Below are 18,922 nucleotides of genomic sequence, written 5' to 3' on the forward strand. Positions count from 1 at the left end.
CGCAGGCCACTGACCACGGGATACGCAGGTGAAAGGCACACCGAACCCCTGGTATTGTTTGCCATGTCGCCGCGGGAAACCGGGGCCGACCACCTGGTCCGGGTGGCGGAATGGCAGACGCGCTAGCTTGAGGTGCTAGTGCCCTTTATCGGGCGTGGGGGTTCAAGTCCCCCCTCGGACACATGCGACGTTTTGCCGGCAGGCCCCAGGCCTGTCGGCAATTCGTTTTTGCGCGTGCTCAGCGGAGTGCGCACGTTCTCGTGCTCCCCCCGTGACATGAAAGCCGGCCCGCGATTTCTCCGGTCGTGGAACCGATGAGTTTGGCGTGCCGGGCCGGTCTTCCCTGTGTACACACACTCATACGCGGGAGGTACCGATGGTCGCCAAGGGTTTCACGACGTGTCTGTGGTTCGACGGTCAGGCCGAGGAGGCCGCGCACCACTACGTCTCGGTCTTCAAGGACTCCAGGCTCGGACGAGTCACCCGCTACAACGAGGCCGGGCCCGGGCGCGTCGGCGAGGTGGTCACCGTCGAGTTCGAGGCCAACGGGCAGAAGTTCGTGGCCCTGAACGGCGGGCCCGAGTTCACCTTCAGCGAAGCCGTCTCGTTCCAGATCCTCTGCGACGACCAGGACGAGGTGGATCACTACTGGAGCAGGCTCACGGAAGGTGGCGCGGAGAGCGTCTGTGGGTGGCTCAAGGACAAGTTCGGGGTGTCCTGGCAGGTCGTCCCCGCAGGGCTCATCGAGATGGTCGGCGACCCCGATCCGCAGAAGGCGAAGCGGACCACCGAGGCGATGCTCTCGATGGTCAAGCTCGACATCGCCGCTCTGCGCAGGGCCTACGCGGGGGAGTAGTCCTCGCCGGCCCGGGTGAGCCGTCGGCGCGGAGTCGTGCGGCTACTGCCGTGCCGTGAGGTCCCGCATCCACGTCTCGACCCCGGCGGAGGTGCGGGGCAGGCCGGCCGACAGGTTCTCGTTGCCGTCGGCGGTGACCAGGATGTCGTCCTCGATGCGCACGCCGATGCCGCGGTACTCGGCTGGCACGGTCAGGTCGTCCGGCTGGAAGTACAGGCCCGGCTCGACCGTCAGGACCATGCCGGGTTCCAGGACTCCGTCGACGTACGACTCCGTGCGCGCCGTGGCGCAGTCGTGTACGTCGAGGCCCAGCATGTGGCCGGTGCCGGCCATGGTGAATCGGCGTTGCAGGCCGAGGTCGTACACGCGCTCGGCGGGCCCCTCCAGCAGGCCCCACTCGACGAGCCTTTCCGCCAGGCTGCGCTGGGCGGCCTCATGGAAGTCCCGGTAGCGCGCACCGGGGCGCACGGCGTCGATGCCGGCCTGCTGGGCCTCGAACACCGCGTCGTAGATCCTGCGCTGGAGCGGGGTGAAGGTGCCGTCGACGGGGAGCGTGCGGGTGACGTCGGCGGTGTAGAGGGTACGGGTCTCCACACCCGCGTCGAGGAGGAGCAGGTCGCCCGGGCGTACCTCGCCGTCGTTGCGCACCCAGTGCATGATCGTGGCGTGCTCGCCCGCGGCGCAGATGGAGCCGTAGCCGACGTCGTTGCCCTCCAGGCGGGCCCGGCGGAAGAACGTACCCTCGATCCACCGCTCCGAGGTGGCGACAGCGGTGGCCAACTCCCGTACGACATCGGTGAATCCGTGGACGGTCGAGTCGCAGGCCCTGCGCAGCTCACCGATCTCCCACTCGTCCTTGACGAGACGCAGCTCGGCCAGGACGGTCTTGAGTTCGCAGTCGCGCTCTTCGTCCGTGGCCAGGGCTGTCTCGAGGCCGGCGTCGTAGCCGCGCACCATACGGGTCGGGGTGGCGGGGTCGCTCGCTGCGGCGCGCAGCTCGTCGGCGGCCTTGCGGACGTCCCCGCACGGCAGGCCCAGCAGCGTCGCGGCCTCGGAGAGGCTGTTCCGGCGGCCGACCCACAACTCGCCCTTGGCCGCGTCCTGCCAGAACTCGCCCGTCTCGCGGTCGGAGCGGGGGAGGAGGTACGCGGTCGCCTCGTGGCCGCCGTCCGCGAGGGGTTCCAGGACCAGTACCGCGTCCTCGGTCTGGTCGCCGGTGAGGTGGACGTACTCGCTGGAGGGACGGAAGGGGTAGTGGCTGTCGTTCGCGCGCACCTTGGGGTTCCCGGCCGGGATCACCAGGCGCTCGCCCGGGAAGCGGGCACAGAGCGCGGCGCGGCGCTTGGCCGCGTACGGGGCCTGGCTGTCCGGTTCGAGGTCACGCCGCTCGGTGTCGGCCCAGCCTGTCCTCATCAGCTCGGCGAGTTCGTCGGAGACGGTCGGACAGAGGCTGTTCTTACGGCCCTTGGACACGTGAGGTCCTCTCTTCGCTGTTGCCTGCTCACAGTCGTGGAATCAGCGTAGACACCCTTGGCGCGCAAGGGAACATGTGACATTGTACTGACGTGAGCAACCGACTGACCTGCGACGTTGTGGTCGTTGGGGCCGGAATGGTGGGCGCTGCCTGCGCCCTCTACGCCGCCCGGGCGGGCCTGCGTACCGTGCTCGTCGACCGCGGGCCGGTGGCCGGCGGCACCACGGGGGCGGGCGAGGGTAATCTGCTGGTGTCCGACAAGGAACCGGGACCGGAGCTCGAACTCGCGCTGCTGTCGGGGCGGTTGTGGCGGGAACTCGCCGCCGCCGAGCCCGGGTTCCGCAGTGCTGTCGAGTACGAGCCCAAGGGTGGTGTCGTGGTCGCCTCCCGGCCGGAAGCGCTGACCGCTCTGGATGCCTTCGCCGCGCGGCAGCGCGCGGCCGGCGTCGAGGCGCGGTCTGTCGGCGTGAGTGAACTCCACTCCCTGGAGCCCTGTTTGGCGCCCGGCCTTGCCGGTGGCGTCCATTACCCGCAGGACTGCCAGGTGATGCCCGGTCTTGCCGCCGCGTATTTCGTACGGGCGGCCAGGCGGGCCGGCGCCGAGCTGCGGACCGGCACGGCTGTCACCGCGGTGCTGCGGCGTACGGGGACAGCCGGCGGAAGTGTGCTCGGCGTGCGTACCGGCCAGGGGGACATTCACGCCCCGGCCGTCGTCAACGCGGCCGGGACCTGGGGCGGCGAACTGGCCGCGCTGGCCGGGGTCCACCTGCCGGTACTGCCCCGGCGCGGATTCGTCCTGGTGACCGAGCCGTTGCCGCCGAGGCTGATCCGGCACAAGGTGTACGCCGCGGATTACGTCGCCGACGTGGCCAGTGACTCCTCCGCGCTGCAGGCCTCGGCGGTGGTCGAGGGTACGGCAGCGGGCCCCGTGCTGATCGGCGCCAGCCGGGAGCGGGTGGGCTTCGACCGCACCTTCGCCCTGCCGGTGGTGCGGCGGCTCGCGGCGCAGGCGACCGAGCTGTTCCCCGTGCTGGGGCGGGTCAGCGCGATACGCGGCTATCTGGGCTTCCGGCCCTACCTGCCGGACCACCTGCCGGCGATCGGCCCCGACGCGCGCGTGCCCGGTCTGCACCATGCGTGCGGGCACGAGGGGGCGGGGATCGGACTTGCCACGGGCACGGGGTACGTGATCGCCCAGGCCCTCACGGGGGCGGCGACGCCGGATCTGGACCTCGCACCCTTTCGCCCCGATCGCTTCCCGATGCTTCAGGAGGAGGCCGGATGACGCCCCGTCGCGTCCCGCGTCGTACGCCGCTGGATCTGGTACGGGCCCGGCCCGAGCCGGGATTCACGGTCACCCTGGACGGGCGGCCCGTCGATGCGCTGCCGGGTCAGAACATCGCCGCCGTGCTGTGGTCGGCGGGCATCACTTCATGGCGTACGACGCGTGACGGGGGCCGGCCGCGTGGCGTCTTCTGTGGCATCGGCGTCTGCTTCGACTGCCTGGTGACGGTCAACGACCGCCCGAATCAACGGGCTTGCCTGGTGCAGGTGTCGCCGGGCGACGCCGTCCGGACGCAGGAAGGGACGGGTCACGATGCCGATGCCTCCGCCGAGTGAGGTCCCGGTGCCCGCGGGCTCGGGTGAGGGCGATGACCGTACGGTTGGCGCGCGGCGCGGCGACGGACGTACGGTCGGCGCCGGTGCCGAGGGGGAGACGGTGGCCGTCATCGGCGCCGGACCCGCAGGGCTTGCCGCCGCGCTCATGGCCGCCGACCTCGGGGTACGGGTCACCCTCGTCGACTCCGCGGCCCAGGCGGGCGGGCAGTTCTACCGGCAGTCCGACGCGCGGCTGGGCGCCCGGCGGCCGCAGGCGCTGCATCACGCGTGGGGAACCTGGGAGCGCCTGCGGTCCCGGCTGGACGCTCACGTCGCCGCCGGCCGGATCACGCATCTCGCCGACCGGCACGTCTGGTTCGTGGAGCCGCACGGCGGGGGCGGGTTCACCGTGCACGCTCTCGTCGGGCCCGAGCAGGTGGAGCCCCGGACGGTACGCGCCGATGCCGTGCTCCTTGCGACCGGCGGGTACGAGAAGGTGTTGCCGTTCCCCGGCTGGACGCTGCCCGGAGTCGTCACGGCGGGCGGTGCGCAGGCCATGCTCAAGGGCGGCCTCGTACTGCCCGGCCGTACCGTGGTGGTGGCCGGGACCGGCCCGCTGCTGCTGCCGGTGGCCGCGGGGCTCGCGGCGGCGGGAGCGAAGGTGGCGGCGCTGATCGAGTCGGCCGACGCCAAGTCCTCTGTACGGCAGGCCCGGACGCTCGCCGCGCACCCCGCGAAGCTGGCCGAGGGCGCCCGGTACGCAGCCGGGCTGTTCCGGCACAGGGTGCCGGTCAGGACCCGCCACACGGTCGTCGCCGCGCATGGCACCGACAGGCTGGAGGCCGTGACCGTGGCGGCACTGGACACCGAGGGGCGGGTACGGCCCGGCACCGGGCGGCGGATCGCCTGCGACACGCTCGCGGTCGGGCACGGCATGCTGCCGCACACCGACCTTGCCGGGGCACTCGGCTGTCGCATCGACAGCAGGGGCGACGACGGTGAGTGGGCGGTGGCCGTCGACGACGAGCAGCGTACGGAGGTACCGGGCGTGTGGGCGGCGGGCGAAGCGACCGGTGTCGGGGGAGCGGTGCTCTCCCTCGCCGAGGGGGAGATCGCGGGGCGGTCGATCGCGGCCCGGCTCCGGGGCCGTGTGCCCGATCCCGGGGACTGGGCAGGGGCGGCCAGGACCCGTACACGGCTGCGGTCCTTCTGCGCGGCGATCGACGCCGTCTTCACGCCGCCCGCTCATTGGGCGGAGCAGGTCACCGACGACACGATCGTCTGCCGGTGCGAGGAGGTTCCGGCCCGCGCAGTCCGCGAGGCGGTGGACGAACTGGGCGCCACGGACCTGCGCACCGTCAAACTGCTGACCCGCGCCGGAATGGGCTGGTGCCAGGGCCGCGTGTGCGCACCCGGCGTCGCGGGTGTGGCCGGCTGTCCCCCGGCGCTGTCCCGGCGACCGTTCGCACGCCCCGTTCCGCTGTCGGTGCTGGCGCGGGCGGGGGAGGAGGCTCCGCCGCCGTGAACACCATTCTGCCCGCAGGGCCCGGGGGGTTTCCGCGCGTCCCATCGCGGCACATCGGCGCGCGGAGGCGGGTGCGGGTGCTGCCCCCGACCCGCTGGAGAGGAAGCCGGGACGGTCCCGCGGCGCCCGCAACGACGTGCCTTCCGCGCCATTCGAAGTGAGGTCTTGATGAACCGTGAGGTCTTGATGAACCCGAACGTCACCCACCCCGTACTCCGCCCCTGGCGCGGGGTCCTGGTCGCGACCGCGCTGCCCCTGCGCGAGGACCTCAGCGTCGACTACGACGCCTTCGCCGGACACTGCGCCTGGCTCGTCGAGAACGGCTGCGACGGCGTCGTACCCAACGGCTCGCTCGGTGAGTACCAGGTACTCACTCCGCAGGAGCGCGCCAAGGTCGTCGAGACCGCCGTCGCCGCCGTCGGCGGGCAGCGCGTGATGCCGGGCGTCGCCGCGTACGGCTCGGCCGAGGCCCGCCGCTGGGCCGAACAGGCCCGGGACGCCGGATGTGCCTCCGTGATGCTGCTGCCCCCGAACGCCTACCGCGCGGACGAGCGCTCCGTACTCGCCCATTACGAAGAGGTCGCCCAGGCAGGCGTCCCGGTCGTCGCGTACAACAACCCGCACGACACCAAGGTCGACCTGACCCCCGAACTGCTCGCCACGCTGCACGCGGCCGGGCACATCCACGCCGTCAAGGAGTTCTCCGGCGACGTCCGCCGCATCTACCAGGTCGCGGAGCTCGCCCCCGAGCTGGATGTCCTGATAGGCGCCGACGACGTGGTCGTGGAACTCGCCATCGGCGGGGCCAAGGGCTGGGTCTCCGGTTACCCGAACGCCCTCCCCAAGGCCACCGTGGAGCTCTATCACGCCGCGATCGCGGGCGATCTCGCCACCGCCGTACCCCTCTACAAGCAGCTCCACGCGCTGCACCGCTGGGACTCCAAGACCGAATTCGTGCAGGCGATCAAGCTGTCCATGGACATCGTCGGCCGCCCCGGCGGCCCCTGCCGGCCGCCGCGCGTCCCCCTCCTCCCCGAGCAGGAGGCGGCCGTCCGCGCCGCCACCGGGAAAGCCGTCGCCGCCGGATTGTGCTGACCTACCGGGAGTCCAGACATGCGCAGCAAACTCGTCCTGCACGCCGTTGATTCGCACACCGAAGGCATGCCCACCCGGGTGATCACCGGTGGTGTGGGAACCATCCCCGGTGCGACCATGTCCGAGCGCCGCAGCTACTTCGTGGAGCACCTCGACCATCTGCGGACCCTGCTGATGTACGAGCCGCGCGGCCACGCGGCGATGAGTGGCGCGATCCTCCAGCCCCCCACCCGGCCGGACGCGGACTTCGGTGTGCTGTTCATCGAGGTCTCCGGCTGTCTTCCGATGTGCGGGCACGGCACGATCGGGGTGGCGACCGTACTCGTCGAGACCGGCTTGGTTCCGGTCGTCGAGCCCGTCACCACCATCCGTCTCGACACTCCCGCAGGGCTGGTCACCGCCGAGGTCGCAGTCGAGGACGGCGCCGCGACCGCCGTGACCTTGGGCAATGTCCCCTCCTTCGCTGTCGCCCTCGACCGCAGGGCGACGCTCGCCGACGGGCGGACCGTCACCTATGACCTCGCGTACGGCGGGAACTTCTACGCGATCCTGCCGCTGGAGCAGTTCGGCCTGCCCTTCGAGCGGGGCCGCAAGGACGACATCCTCGCGGCGGGCCTCTCGCTCATGGAGGCGATCAACGCGGAGCCTCCGGTTCATCCCGAGGACCCGACGATCACCGGTTGCCACCACGTCCAGCTGCTCGCCCCCGGGTCCACGGCCGAGCGCTCCCGGCACGCGATGGCCATCCACCCCGGCTGGTTCGACCGCTCCCCCTGCGGTACGGGCACCAGCGCGCGGATGGCGCAGCTGCACGCCCGTGGTCAACTGCCCCTGCTCCAGGACTTCGTGAACGAGTCCTTCATCGGTACGTCGTTCACCGGCCGGCTCCTGGGCACGACCGAGGCGGCCGGGGTGCCCGCTGTGCTGCCCGCCGTCACCGGACGCGCCTGGATCACGGCAACCGCTCAGTACCTCCTCGATCCGGCCGATCCGTTCCCCGCCGGCTTCCTGCTGTAAGCGGTACGTGACATAGCACTAGGATCGGTCGGTCGACGCGCACCAGACCGAGGAGGACCCCATGGCCGCTGAGCGGAAGCATGTCGCGGCCCAGCCCGCAGGGCCGGAGCTGCCGTCGCTCGGCGGCCGGCGCGAGAGCTACCGCGAGCGCGTCGCCGACGCACTGCGCGCCGCCCTGATCGCCGGTGAACTGCGCCCGGGCGAGGTCCACTCCGCGCCCAGCCTCGCCGCCCGCTTCGGGGTCTCGGCGACGCCCGTACGCGAGGCGATGCTGGACCTCGTCAAGGAGGGGCTGGTCGACACCGTCCCGAACAAGGGGTTTCGGGTCACCGCCGTCTCCGATCAGCAGCTGGACGAGTACAACCAGATCCGCTCGCTCATCGAGATCCCGACGGTCACGGCGCTCGCCACCACCGCGGACCCCATTGCGCTGGAAGCTCTGCGGTCCGTGGCGCTGTCCATCGTCACTTCCGCCGCCGCCGGGGATCTCATCGCCTACGTCGAGGCCGACCGCCGGTTCCACCTCGGCCTGCTCGCGCTGGCCGGCAACGCGCACCTGGTCGAGGTGGTCGGCGACCTGCGCAAGCGTTCCCGGCTGTACGGACTGACCGCCCTGGTCGAGCGAGGGCTGCTGGAAGCGTCCGCGCGGGAGCATCTCGAACTTCTCGACGCCCTGCTGGCCCGCGACGCCGGGCAGGTGCACGCCATCATGACCCGCCATCTGGGTCATGTGCGTGACAAGTGGGCCGGCTGACCGGCCGGGGCCCCGCGCTCATGTGAGCGCACCTTCGTCACGATCCGGTCTCGCTGTAGGGGCCGGGTCTTGCGTCTGGGGCGTGTAATCGATTCCATGCGTGTGTGTAATCGATTCCACGAGCCACAAGGAGGTGGTCCGGGTCGTGGCGAGCATCAAAGATGTCGCTGCTGAGGCGGGCGTGTCCGTTGCCACGGTCTCGCGCGTCCTCAACAGCCACCCGTCCGTCAGTCCCGACGCGCGCACCCGTGTCCTCGCCGCAGTCGAGACACTCGGCTACCGGCCCAACGCCGTCGCGCGGTCCCTGCGTACCGACCAGACGCGCACCCTCGGGCTCGTCATCAGCGACGTACTCAACCCGTACTTCACCGCCCTGGCCCGGTCCGTGGAGGAAGCGGCCCGCGCCCTCGGTTACAGCGTCATCATCGGAAACGCCGACGAGCGGCCCGAGTTGCAGGACCACCACGTCCGCACGCTCCTCGACCGCCGGATCGACGGGCTCCTGGTGTCGCCCACGGACGGGGGATCGCCGCAGATTCTCGACGCCGCGCGCGGTGGCACTCCCATGGTCTTCGTGGACCGCTGGATTCCCGGTGTGGACGTGCCCGTCGTACGCGCCGACGGCTGTCCCGCCGTACGTGACCTGGTGGCCCATCTGTACGGCCTCGGCCACCGCAGGCTCGCCATCATCGCGGGACCGGCGGCCACCACCACCGGCAGCGAGCGCGTCGAAGCCTTCAGGGAGGCGCTCGGGGAGCACGGGCTGCCGCTGCCCGACGCCTACATCGGGCAGGGCGACTTCCAGGCCGACAGCGGGCGGCGCGCCACCGAGGGGTTCCTCGCCCTGCCGGAACCGCCCGAAGTGGTCTTCGCCGCCGACAACCTGATGGCGCTCGGCGCCCTGGACGCGATCCGGGCGCGCGGCATGCGGGTTCCGCAGGATGTGGGGCTCGCCGCCTTCGACGACATCCCGTGGTTCGTCCACACCGATCCGCCCATCACCGCCATCGCCCAGCCGACCGGCGAGCTCGGCCGGGCCGCCGTACGGGCGCTGGTCGACCTCATCGAGGGCCGGCCCCCGCAGTCCGTCACCCTTCCCGCCCGACTCGTCGTACGCCGTTCCTGCGGCGAGGGCGAGCTGAGCCAGAGGAGCAGCCTGTGAGCAGCCAGGACGAGTTGCTGCGCGTCGAAGGCATACGCAAGACCTTCCCCGGCGTCGTCGCGCTCGATTCCGTCGACTTCGACCTGCGGCGCGGTGAAGTGCATGTGCTGCTCGGTGAGAACGGCGCGGGCAAGAGCACGCTGATCAAGATGCTGTCCGGTGCCTACCGGCCCGACAGCGGCCGGATTCTCGTGGACGGGCACGAGGTGCGCGTCCAGGGCGCGCAGGACGCCGAGCGGCTCGGCATCGCCACCATCTACCAGGAGTTCAACCTGGTGCCGGAACTGACCGTCGCCGAGAACATCTTTCTCGGCCGCCAGCCCCGGCGCTTCGGCGTGATCGACCGCAAGCGGATGGAGGCCGACGCGCAGGCACTGCTCGAGCGCGTCGGCGTGCAGGTGTCGCCGAAGGCCAAGGTGTGCGAACTGGGCATCGCCCAACTCCAGATGGTGGAGATCGCCAAGGCGCTCAGCCTGGACGCGCGTGTCCTCATCATGGACGAGCCCACCGCCGTACTGACCAGCGAGGAAGTGGACAAACTCTTCCGGATCGTGCGGCAGTTGCGCGAGGACGGGGTGGGCGTTGTCTTCATCACCCATCATCTTGAGGAAATCGCGGCGCTCGGCGACCGCGTCACTGTGCTGCGCGACGGCCGCAGCATCGGGCAGGTGCCCGCCTCCACGCCCGAGGCCGAACTGGTACGGCTGATGGTGGGGCGCTCCATCGAGCAGCAGTATCCGCGCGAACGTCCGGACGCGGGCGACGCGTTGCTCTCCGTACGCGGTCTGACCCGCGGTGGTGCCTTTCACGACGTCAGTTTCGAGGTGCGCGCGGGTGAGGTCGTCGGTCTCGCCGGGCTCGTCGGCGCCGGACGCACCGAGGTCGTACGTGCCGTCTTCGGCGCCGATCCCTACGACGCCGGCAGCGTCGAGGTGCGCGGCGAGCGGCTCGGCAAGGGGGACGTGAACGCCGCCATGTGCGCCGGTATCGGGCTCGTACCCGAGGACCGCAAGGGCCAGGGGCTGGTGCTCGACGCCTCCGTGCAGGAGAACCTCGGTCTGGTCACGATGCGTTCGGCCACCCGCGCCGGCCTCGTGGACCGCAAGGGGCAGCGCGTGGCGGCCGCCCGCATCGCCGAGCAGTTGGGCGTACGGATGGCGGGCCTCGGCCAGCACGTCCGCACGCTCTCCGGCGGCAACCAGCAGAAGGTCGTCATCGGCAAGTGGCTCCTCGCCGACACCAGAGTGCTGATCCTCGACGAACCGACACGCGGTATCGACGTCGGCGCCAAGGTCGAGATCTACCAGCTGATCAACGAGCTGACAGCTTCCGGGCACGCCGTCCTGATGATCTCCAGCGACCTGCCCGAAGTCCTCGGCATGAGCGACCGGGTGCTGGTCATGGCCCAGGGCCGGATCGCCGGCGAGCTCCCCGCACGCGACGCGACCCAGGACGCGGTGATGGCACTCGCCGTGGGCGCGCCGGACCTGATCGGAACCAAGAACGAAGTGGAGGGCCCCCGTGGCCACTGACACGCTCAAGAGCGGCACGGGCGCGCGTGGCGCCACCGCGACCTCGGTCCGCCGCATCCTGCTCGACAACGGCGCGCTCAGCGCCCTGGTCGTCCTGGTGGTGGCGATGTCGCTGCTCTCCGGCGACTTCCTGACCACGCAGAACCTCCTCAATGTGGGCGTGCAAGCCGCCGTCACCGCGATCCTCGCGTTCGGCGTCACCTTCGTCATCGTCTCGGCCGGCATCGACCTGTCGGTCGGATCGGTGGCCGCGCTCTCGGCGACCGTCCTCGCCTGGACGGCCACGTCGGAGGGCGTCCCGGTGTGGATCGCCGTGATCCTCGCCGTCGCCACGGGCATCGCCTGTGGCCTCGTCAACGGAGCCCTCGTCTCGTACGGCAAACTCCCGCCGTTCATCGCCACGCTGGCCATGCTCTCGATCGGCCGCGGTTTGTCCCTGGTCATCTCGCAGGGCAGGCCGATCGCGTTCCCCGACTCCGTCTCGGTACTGGGCGACACACTCGGCGGCTGGTTGCCGGTCCCGGTTCTGGTGATGATCGCGACGGGGCTCGTCACCGCGCTCGTCCTCGGGCGTACGTACATCGGACGTTCGATGTACGCGATCGGCGGCAACGAGGAAGCGGCCCGGCTCTCGGGGCTGCGCGTCAGGCGGCAGAAGCTCGTCATCTACGCCCTGTCCGGCCTCTTCGCCGCCGTCGCCGGCATCGTCCTCGCGTCCCGTCTCGTCTCCGCACAGCCGCAGGCCGCGCAGGGGTACGAACTCGACGCGATCGCCGCGGTCGTCATCGGCGGCGCCAGCCTCGCGGGCGGTGTCGGCAAGGCGTCCGGCACCCTGATCGGCGCGCTCATACTCGCCGTACTGCGCAACGGGCTGAACCTGCTGTCCGTCTCGGCCTTCTGGCAGCAGGTCGTCATCGGTGTCGTCATCGCGCTCGCCGTGCTGCTGGACACGCTGCGCCGGCGGACGGGCGGTGGGGCGGCGTACCCGGCCTCCTCCGCGGGCGCGTCCGGGAACGGCCGTAAGGGTGCGGCGCGACTCGGGATCGCCGCTGTGTGCGTGGCGGCCGTCGTCGCCGGAGTGTCCTTCCTCAATACCGGCTCGTCCGCCACGACGACCAAGGTCGGTATGTCGCTCTCCACGCTCAACAACCCCTTCTTCGTGCAGATGAAGGCGGGCGCCCAGGCGGAAGCCGAGGACGCCGGTGTCGACCTGACCGTCACGGACGCGCAGAACGACGCCTCCCAGCAGGCCAATCAGTTGCAGAACTTCACCAGCGAAGGCGTGAAGTCGATCATCGTCAATCCGGTGGACTCGGACGCGGTCGGCCCTGCCGTACGGGCCGCCAACAAGGCGGACATCCCGGTGGTCGCCGCCGACCGCGGCGTGAACAAGGCCGACGCCGCCACGCTCGTCGCCTCCGACAACGTCGCGGGCGGCAGGCTCGCCGCCGAGGCGCTGGCCGAGAAGCTCGGCGGCAAGGGCCGGATCGTGGTCCTCCAGGGCACCGCCGGCACCTCCGCCAGCCGCGAACGTGGCAAGGGCTTCGCCGAGGGACTCGAGGCGTACCCGGGCATCAAGATCGCCGCCTCCCAGCCCGCGGACTTCGACCGGACGAAGGGCCTGGACGTCATGACCAACCTGCTCCAGTCCCACCCCGGGATCACCGGAGTCTTCGCCGAGAACGACGAGATGGCGCTCGGCGCGGTCAAGGCGCTCGGCGCCAAGGCCGGCACGTCGGTCGATGTCGTCGGCTTCGACGGGACGCCGGACGGCCTGAAGGCCGTTGAGGCCGGCACGCTGTACGCCTCCGTGGCCCAGCAGCCGAAGGAAGTCGGAAGGATCGCCGTCCGCAACGCCGTCGGGGCGGCGCGGGGCAAGAAGGTCGACAGCGTGGTAAAGGTGCCGGTCAAGGTCGTGACGAAGAAGAACGTCGCCGACTTCTCGTGACCGCGAAAGGCAGGACAGGCATGTACGACTACGACCTGCTGGTCGTGGGGTCGGCCAACGCCGACCTGGTGATCGGCGTCGAGCGCCGCCCCGCGCCCGGCGAGACCGTGCTCGGCTCCGACCTGGCCGTCCACCCGGGCGGCAAGGGCGCCAACCAGGCCGTCGCGGCCGCCCGCCTCGGCGCCAGGACGGCACTGCTGGCCCGCGTCGGCGACGACGCCCACGGGCGGCTGCTGCTGGAGTCGCAGCGCGCGGCCGGCGTGGACACCGCGGGGGTACGGACCGGCGGAGCGCCCACCGGCGTCGCGCTGATCACCGTGGACCCCTCGGGCGACAACAGCATCGTCGTCTCGCCCGGAGCCAACGCCCGGCTGACACCCGGGGACGTCCGCGACGCCGCCGGCCTCCTCGCCGGGGCCCGCGTCGTCTCGGCGCAGCTGGAGATCCCCCTGGAGACGGTGGCGGAGGTGGTCCGTACACGGGCGGCCGGTAGCCGGTTCGTACTGAACCCGTCGCCGCCCGCGCCGCTGCCCGCCGAAGTGCTCGCCGCCTGCGATCCGCTGGTCCTCAACGAGCACGAGGCCTGGTTCATGCTCGGCGGCGACTCCGGCCGGCACACCGGCAAGGAGCCCGAGGACTGGGCGCGGGCGCTGCTCGCGCTCGGCGCGCGGTCGGTCGTCGTCACCCTGGGTGCGGAGGGCGCGCTGGTCGCCGGGGGCGGCACGGAGACCGCCGCGGTACGGGTTCCGAGCCCCCGGGTCGACGCCGTCGACACCACGGGAGCCGGTGACGCCTTCACCGCCGCTCTGGCCTGGCGGCTGAGCCTCGGTGAGGAGCTGGCGACGGCCGCCGCCTTCGCGGTACGGGTGGGGGCCGCGGCCGTCACCAAGGAGGGCGCGCAGGCGTCCTTCCCGACCGCCGAGGAGGTCGTGGCGCTGTGAAGAAGGCCGGGATTCTGAACCGCCGTCTGGCGGGGGAGCTGGCCGGTCTCGGCCATGGTGACGGGGTTCTGGTCTGCGACGCGGGCATGCCGGTTCCGGCCGGTCCGCAGCTCGTGGACCTGGCCTTCCGGGCCGGGACACCCTCCTTCGCCGACGTACTGGAAGGCCTGCTGGACGAGCTGGTCATCGAGGGCGCCACGGCCGCGCACGAGGTCCGGGAGGCGAATCCGGAGGCGGCCGGGCTGCTGGAGGCGAGCCTTCCGGGGCTTGTCCTCGTGCCGCACGACGAGCTGAAGGCACGGTCGGCACAGGCGCGGCTGGTCGTACGGACCGGCGAGGCGCGGCCGTACGCCAACGTGCTGCTGCGCTGCGGCGTCTTCTTCTGACGCGAGGAGCACCGACGGACGGCCGCCGGTCGCGCTCACACTGAGCCCGTCCGGCGGCCGTCCGGCGTCCTACCGGTGACGCAGCTGTCCGCGAATGGCCCCGTCCGGGAAGGGACGGTTGTGGACGTTCGCGTAGAACTTGCCCGGCTTGCAGTCGATCTCCTTCAGCTCCCGGTGCGTCAGGACCGTGGCGGCGTTGCCGGTCGTCTGCTTCCGCTGCGCCTTGATGCAGCCGTGGGACGCCCCGGACTTGGGCGTCTTGAGGGCGACGACGATCGGGCCGGCCGTACCGCGCTTGCCGGCGTGGATGTGCGCGGCGGTGGGCTGCGCGATCTTGCGCACGTTCAGCGAGTAGCACAGGGTGCCGTGCTTGATCTCGTACCAGAACTCGCCGCTGCCGTCGGGGTCGCCCGGGCCGGGCACTTCCTGGCGGCCGGTGAGGTCGGCCCGGCCGTGGGAGACCCGGTCGTGGCCGTCGCCGACGGGGCCGGCACCCGCCGCGGCGGCGGGAACGGTCAAGGTGGCGAGGGCGGCCGCGCAGGAAACGGCCGAGACCATGAGGGTGGTCTGAACACGCATGGACGTCTCATCTCTGTGTGGGGTGACCGGAGCAGCACGGAGCCCGGTGGCCCGCACCAAGGTCGGATCGCTGGTCCCCACACAAGGTCACCCATGACCGTCCCTCAACATTTGCGCGGCTGGATGGGTGCGTCGGCCAGAGGCGGGGGGTGCCGTGTCCGGGGAGGGCGCAGGGGTGGCGCGCAGGCCGCAGGCCGTGAGGGCGGGCTTCGCACCTCCCTCGTCGCTCACCGCACCGCCGCCCCCGACCACCGTCGGCCATCACGGCTGAAAGGGGCGGTGTCCGGACACCCCAAATTCTGCTTATGGTGCACGGGTGTTCGACACGCGGCACATCAAGACGTTCCACGAAGTGGTCAAGGCCGGCTCGTACTCCGCCGCCGCCCGCGCCCTGGGATACACGCAACCCGCGATCACCCAGCAGATGAAGGCGCTCGAACGCGACGTCGGAACCCCCCTGTTCACCCGCGTCGGGCGCGGCCTCCGGCTCACCGAGGCCGGCGAGACACTGTCGCGGCACGCGGCCGTCATCCTCGACGACATGTCCGCCGCGCGGCGGCAGATGAACTCCCTCACCCGGCTCCGCGCGGGGCGCGTGCGCGTCTGTGCCTTCCCCAGCGCCAACGCCACCCTCGTCCCGGAGGCCATGTCTCTGCTGGCCGCCGGCCACCCCGGGGTGGGCGTGGAACTCCTGGAGGACGAGCCGCCCGAGTCGCTGCGGCGCCTCGTGCGCGGCGAATGCGACATCACGCTCGCCTTCACCTATCCGGGGCTGCGCGAGGACGTACCGGAGGAGGTGATGGAAGTCCCGCTGATGGAGGACCAGTTGCTGGTGCTGCTGCCGGCCGGGCACCCCCTCGCGCGGCGCCGTGCGGTGCGGCTCGCCGATCTCGCGGAGGAGCGCTGGATCGCGGGCTGCCCGCGCTGCCGCATCCACTTCCTGCACGCGTGCGCCGAACAGGGCTTCGCTCCCGACATCGCCTTCACCACCGACGACAACCTGGTGGTGCAGAGCCTGGTCGCGGAAGGTCTCGGTGCGGCCATGATGCCCGGCCTCGTGCTCAACTTCCTCCGCCACCCCAAGGTGGCGGGGCGCGCGTTGCAGCCGGCGTCCCGGCGGCAGGTCTCGGCGTACGTCCTGCGCGAGCACCTCCGTATCCCGGCGACCGCACTCGTGCTGGGCGAGCTCAGGGCTGTGGCGGCGAACAAGATCGGTTGCTGACAACTGCCCACTCATAAGCGGAGCTTGGCCGACGCCGCACAAACCCTCCTTGGACGTCGTGCGCGAGGCGGCGCGAGGCTGCCCGTATGACCTCGACGACCGCGGCCACAACGCAGCGTACGACCACCCGTCTCGCCGTACTGATCTCCGAAGTCCGCGAGGCCGTCGCCCTCGGCCTGCCGCCCGACCCGACGGCGTACCTCGTGGGCGAGCGGCTCACACCGCACCTCGGTGCCGACGACCTGCTCACCGCCGGGCAGCGCGCGAGTGATCCCGAGCGCTACCGCCAGCATCTGTTGCACGCGGAGCACGACGGCAGCTTCTCGGTCGTCGCCCTCGTGTGGCTGCCCGGCCAGCGCACGCCCGTGCACGACCATGTGGCGTGGTGCACGACCGGCGTGCACGCGGGCGCCGAACACGAGCGGCGCTACCGGCTCGTCCCGTACCGGGACGGCACGGCGGCGCGGCTGGTCGCCACGGAGGACGTCGTCAACCCGCAGGGGGCGGTGTGCGGGTTCGCGCCGCCCGGTGACATCCACCAGGTGTGGAACGCGGGTACGGACGTGGCGATTTCCCTGCACGTGTACGGGGCGGACCTGTCGCGCCTCGGCACGAGCGTCCGCCGCGTGTACGCGAACCCCGACGGGGGCTGTGCCTGAGTCCCGGAATTCGGGGCGGATTTCCCCTGCAGCCCCTCCGCCGATGAATTCCCGGGGAAATACGGTCGAAAGGATCCGGCCGTCCCCGTGCCGTCCCGTGGTCGACTTCCGGTCGTCTCCGGTCGTCCTCGGGTCGACCGCTTCGGAATTCCGTGCGTACTGCCTATGCTCTGCCCGGTGAGCGGAACCGTGATGTACGTGCCCCTGACTCCGGTTCTCGGAGAGCCCTCTTCATTCGACGGGCAGGCGTTGCCCGTCGAAGGCGCCGGGGCGGCCCCCGTGCTGTGGAGTGTGGACGCCGAGCGGCAGGGCGACGCGGCAGAGCGGCTCGCCGTCGGCGTACTCGACGACGGTGAGAAGGAGCGTGCCGCGTCGTTCGTCCGCGAGGCCGACCGCAGGTGCTACGTCACGGCTCATGTGGCGCTCAGGACGCTGCTGGGCGCCTGGCTGGGCAGGGAACCCGGCGCGGTACGTCTGCACCGTGAGCCGTGCCCGTCCTGCGGCGGCCCGCACGGGCGGCCCGCCACGGCGGACGGCCCGGTGCACTTCTCGCTGTCGCACAGCGGCAACGTGGCGCTGCTCGCCTGCGCCGCGGTACCCGTGGGTGTGGACGTGGAGGCGCTTCCGCGACCCGGCGTGGTGCGCGAGGTCGCGGGGGACCTGCACCCGCGCGAGACCGCTGAGCTCTCGGCCGTCCCCGAGGCCGGGCGGCCGGCCGCGTTCGCTCGCGTATGGGCGCGCAAGGAGGCGTACCTCAAGGGCCTCGGCACCGGACTGTCCCGCGGCCTCTCGCTCGACTATCTCGGTACCCGGCCGGTGGCGGTGAACCCGGTGGGGTGGCTGATCGGGGATGTGGCGGCGCCGGACGGTTTCGCGGCCGCCGTCGCCGTTCAGCGCGCTTCCGGTAACGACTCTCCTTCCGCTTCCGCTTCGAGCAGCCCCGAGGCGGCCAGAAGATAGCCGAGCTGAGCGCGGCTGTTGCTCTCGAGCCGCAGCGACACCTTCCGGATGTGCTCGGCCACGCTGCGGCGGCTCATGCCCAGGCGCCGCGCGATGGAGTCGTCGGTCTCGCCGGACACCACGGCCAGCAGAATCGTGCGCTGCACGTCGGACGTGATGCCCGGCGACCGCAGTGGCGAGGTGTCCGGATGGACCGGGACGGACCTGGCCCAGGCGTTGTTGAACGACTGCGCCAGGAAACGCACCAGGGCGGGATGCCGGATCTCCAGGGCCGCGCTGCCGCGTTCCTCCGACACGGGGATGAAGGCGACCCGCTCGTCACAGATGATGAACCGCTCGAAGACCTCGGCGAGCGTGCGGACCTCGGCGCCCGCCGCCGTGACCTGCTCGATGTAGGACAGTGTCGCCTGGTGCGACCGAACGGTGTGCTGATAGATGGTCCGCTGCCGTACGTCGCGCGAGAGCAGCCGCAGGTCCCTCTCCAGCGCCTCGCTGAGCATCTGCGGCGCGCGCCCGCCGCCCGGCTGCGCTGTCAGCAACTCGTGCCGGCAGCCGTCCACCGCCGCCTCCAGCGCCTTGCTGATCAGCTCGCCCCCGGTGAGCAGGGTCAGCGGCGGCTGCTCACGACTCCTCGCCTCGGTGTACACCTCGCCGAAGGCGGCGAGCGTCGCGCGTACCGAATTCAGCGTCCTGCGCTGCTCGGATATCGCGCTCTCGACGGGCGCGAGTACGGCAAAGGCGGCTGCCTCCGCGGGCACGGGCACGACGAATTCGGGCGAATAAGGGTCTTCGGCGACAAGGTGAAATCTCCGCAGGCAATCCGGTACCCCGTTCCGGGGCAGCCGGCCTTCTGTGAGTGCGCGTCGGTAGCACGCGAGCGCGGTGGCGCACGGGCCTTCCTGCGGCGAATTGTCGCAATCGAACGCCATCGGGGTGGAATGGTCATCGTTCACAACTATGCAGATTACATTTGTGCGTTCACGGATCACGGACGGCGCCACTCGGTCCGGGCAGCATGAGCGGGAGCGGGAGGGCCCGCTCGCTCATGCCTCGAGGAAGAGGGAATATGCGTCACGTGAACCGCTCCACGGCACCTGACACAACACCTGCCACGGTCTTGGCGCGCCTGTGTCAGTGTCTGTGCCGCGCCGATTCGGGGTGGGGCAAGTCCGTTCCGATGTCGCAGATGCTGTGACGGCGGACTGGCGCTACC

The 18,922-nt window shown here is 71.3% G+C and carries 18 protein-coding genes and 1 tRNA gene; 16 read left to right on the top strand and 3 right to left on the bottom strand.

Annotated features, from left to right (window positions below):
• The first annotated feature begins 96 nt into the window (after nucleotides 1–96).
• Nucleotides 97–181, top strand: a tRNA-Leu gene (locus ACWIHY_RS02690).
• Nucleotides 182–376: 195 nt separating this feature from the next.
• Nucleotides 377–856 (top strand): VOC family protein, encoded by a 480-nt coding sequence (locus ACWIHY_RS02695; protein ID WP_454373722.1) that lies wholly within the window; start codon nucleotides 377–379, stop codon nucleotides 854–856.
• 42 nt (nucleotides 857–898) lie between these two features.
• Here ACWIHY_RS02695 and ACWIHY_RS02700 read toward each other — a convergent pair whose 3' ends face one another.
• Complete coding sequence (locus ACWIHY_RS02700) at nucleotides 899–2,269, bottom strand: aminopeptidase P family protein (RefSeq protein ID WP_454373873.1); 1,371 nt, start codon at nucleotides 2,267–2,269, stop codon at nucleotides 899–901.
• A gap of 152 nt (nucleotides 2,270–2,421) precedes the next feature.
• Here ACWIHY_RS02700 and ACWIHY_RS02705 point away from each other — a divergent pair, with 152 nt between their 5' ends.
• The 11 genes from ACWIHY_RS02705 (at nucleotide 2,422) to rbsD (ending at nucleotide 14,289) form a co-directional block, all read left to right on the top strand.
• On the top strand, nucleotides 2,422–3,615 hold the full coding sequence (locus ACWIHY_RS02705; RefSeq protein ID WP_454373723.1) for an NAD(P)/FAD-dependent oxidoreductase: 1,194 nt from the start codon (nucleotides 2,422–2,424) through the stop codon (nucleotides 3,613–3,615).
• Nucleotides 3,612–3,950: a (2Fe-2S)-binding protein gene (locus tag ACWIHY_RS02710; protein ID WP_454373724.1), complete on the top strand. Its 339-nt coding sequence runs from the start codon at nucleotides 3,612–3,614 to the stop codon at nucleotides 3,948–3,950. The genes ACWIHY_RS02705 and ACWIHY_RS02710 overlap by 4 nt, the downstream gene beginning before the upstream one ends.
• Nucleotides 3,928–5,454 (top strand): FAD/NAD(P)-dependent oxidoreductase, encoded by a 1,527-nt coding sequence (locus ACWIHY_RS02715; RefSeq protein WP_454373725.1) that lies wholly within the window; start codon nucleotides 3,928–3,930, stop codon nucleotides 5,452–5,454. The genes ACWIHY_RS02710 and ACWIHY_RS02715 overlap by 23 nt, the downstream gene beginning before the upstream one ends.
• Before the next feature lie 168 nt (nucleotides 5,455–5,622).
• Entirely contained in the window at nucleotides 5,623–6,549 is a 927-nt protein-coding gene (locus tag ACWIHY_RS02720) for a dihydrodipicolinate synthase family protein (protein WP_454373726.1), read from the top strand.
• Nucleotides 6,550–6,567: 18 nt separating this feature from the next.
• A complete protein-coding gene (locus tag ACWIHY_RS02725; RefSeq protein WP_454373727.1) occupies nucleotides 6,568–7,566 on the top strand; it encodes a proline racemase family protein in 999 nt (332 codons plus the stop codon).
• Nucleotides 7,567–7,627: 61 nt separating this feature from the next.
• Complete coding sequence (locus tag ACWIHY_RS02730; protein WP_454373728.1) at nucleotides 7,628–8,320, top strand: GntR family transcriptional regulator; 693 nt, start codon at nucleotides 7,628–7,630, stop codon at nucleotides 8,318–8,320.
• 145 nt (nucleotides 8,321–8,465) lie between these two features.
• A complete protein-coding gene (locus tag ACWIHY_RS02735) occupies nucleotides 8,466–9,482 on the top strand; it encodes a LacI family DNA-binding transcriptional regulator (RefSeq protein WP_454373729.1) in 1,017 nt (338 codons plus the stop codon).
• Nucleotides 9,479–11,014 carry a sugar ABC transporter ATP-binding protein gene (locus ACWIHY_RS02740; protein WP_454373730.1) on the top strand — a complete coding sequence of 512 codons (1,536 nt, stop codon included), beginning with the start codon at nucleotides 9,479–9,481 and terminating at the stop codon, nucleotides 11,012–11,014. Before ACWIHY_RS02735 ends, ACWIHY_RS02740 begins: the two co-directional genes overlap by 4 nt.
• Entirely contained in the window at nucleotides 11,004–12,962 is a 1,959-nt protein-coding gene (locus tag ACWIHY_RS02745; protein ID WP_454373731.1) for an ABC transporter permease/substrate-binding protein, read from the top strand. The genes ACWIHY_RS02740 and ACWIHY_RS02745 overlap by 11 nt, the downstream gene beginning before the upstream one ends.
• Nucleotides 12,963–12,982: 20 nt before the next feature.
• Nucleotides 12,983–13,903, top strand: coding sequence for a ribokinase (locus tag ACWIHY_RS02750; RefSeq protein WP_454373732.1), 921 nt, complete (start codon nucleotides 12,983–12,985; stop codon nucleotides 13,901–13,903).
• Nucleotides 13,900–14,289 carry a D-ribose pyranase gene (gene rbsD, locus ACWIHY_RS02755; RefSeq protein WP_454373733.1) on the top strand — a complete coding sequence of 130 codons (390 nt, stop codon included), beginning with the start codon at nucleotides 13,900–13,902 and terminating at the stop codon, nucleotides 14,287–14,289. The genes ACWIHY_RS02750 and rbsD overlap by 4 nt, the downstream gene beginning before the upstream one ends.
• Nucleotides 14,290–14,358: 69 nt before the next feature.
• On the opposite strand, the gene ACWIHY_RS02760 is transcribed toward rbsD, so the two are convergent.
• The gene (locus ACWIHY_RS02760) at nucleotides 14,359–14,868 is read right to left on the bottom strand and encodes a CHRD domain-containing protein (RefSeq protein WP_454373734.1); all 510 of its coding nucleotides are present in this window, start codon (nucleotides 14,866–14,868) and stop codon (nucleotides 14,359–14,361) included.
• Between the two features lie 316 nt (nucleotides 14,869–15,184).
• On the opposite strand from ACWIHY_RS02760, the gene ACWIHY_RS02765 reads away from it, so the two are divergent.
• The 3 genes from ACWIHY_RS02765 to ACWIHY_RS02775 all read left to right on the top strand — a co-directional run bounded on the left by ACWIHY_RS02765 (nucleotide 15,185) and on the right by ACWIHY_RS02775 (nucleotide 17,709).
• Entirely contained in the window at nucleotides 15,185–16,090 is a 906-nt protein-coding gene (locus ACWIHY_RS02765) for a LysR family transcriptional regulator (protein ID WP_454373735.1), read from the top strand.
• Nucleotides 16,091–16,176: 86 nt separating this feature from the next.
• Nucleotides 16,177–16,749, top strand: coding sequence for a cysteine dioxygenase (locus tag ACWIHY_RS02770; RefSeq protein ID WP_454373736.1), 573 nt, complete (start codon nucleotides 16,177–16,179; stop codon nucleotides 16,747–16,749).
• A 177-nt stretch (nucleotides 16,750–16,926) separates the two neighbouring features.
• The gene (locus ACWIHY_RS02775; protein ID WP_454373737.1) at nucleotides 16,927–17,709 is read left to right on the top strand and encodes a 4'-phosphopantetheinyl transferase family protein; all 783 of its coding nucleotides are present in this window, start codon (nucleotides 16,927–16,929) and stop codon (nucleotides 17,707–17,709) included.
• On the opposite strand, the gene ACWIHY_RS02780 is transcribed toward ACWIHY_RS02775, so the two are convergent.
• A complete protein-coding gene (locus ACWIHY_RS02780) occupies nucleotides 17,640–18,467 on the bottom strand; it encodes a LuxR C-terminal-related transcriptional regulator (protein WP_454373738.1) in 828 nt (275 codons plus the stop codon). The genes ACWIHY_RS02775 and ACWIHY_RS02780 overlap by 70 nt on opposite strands.
• Between the last annotated feature and the right edge of the window lie 455 nt (nucleotides 18,468–18,922).

This window comes from Streptomyces sp. NPDC055287 (assembly GCF_053646035.1).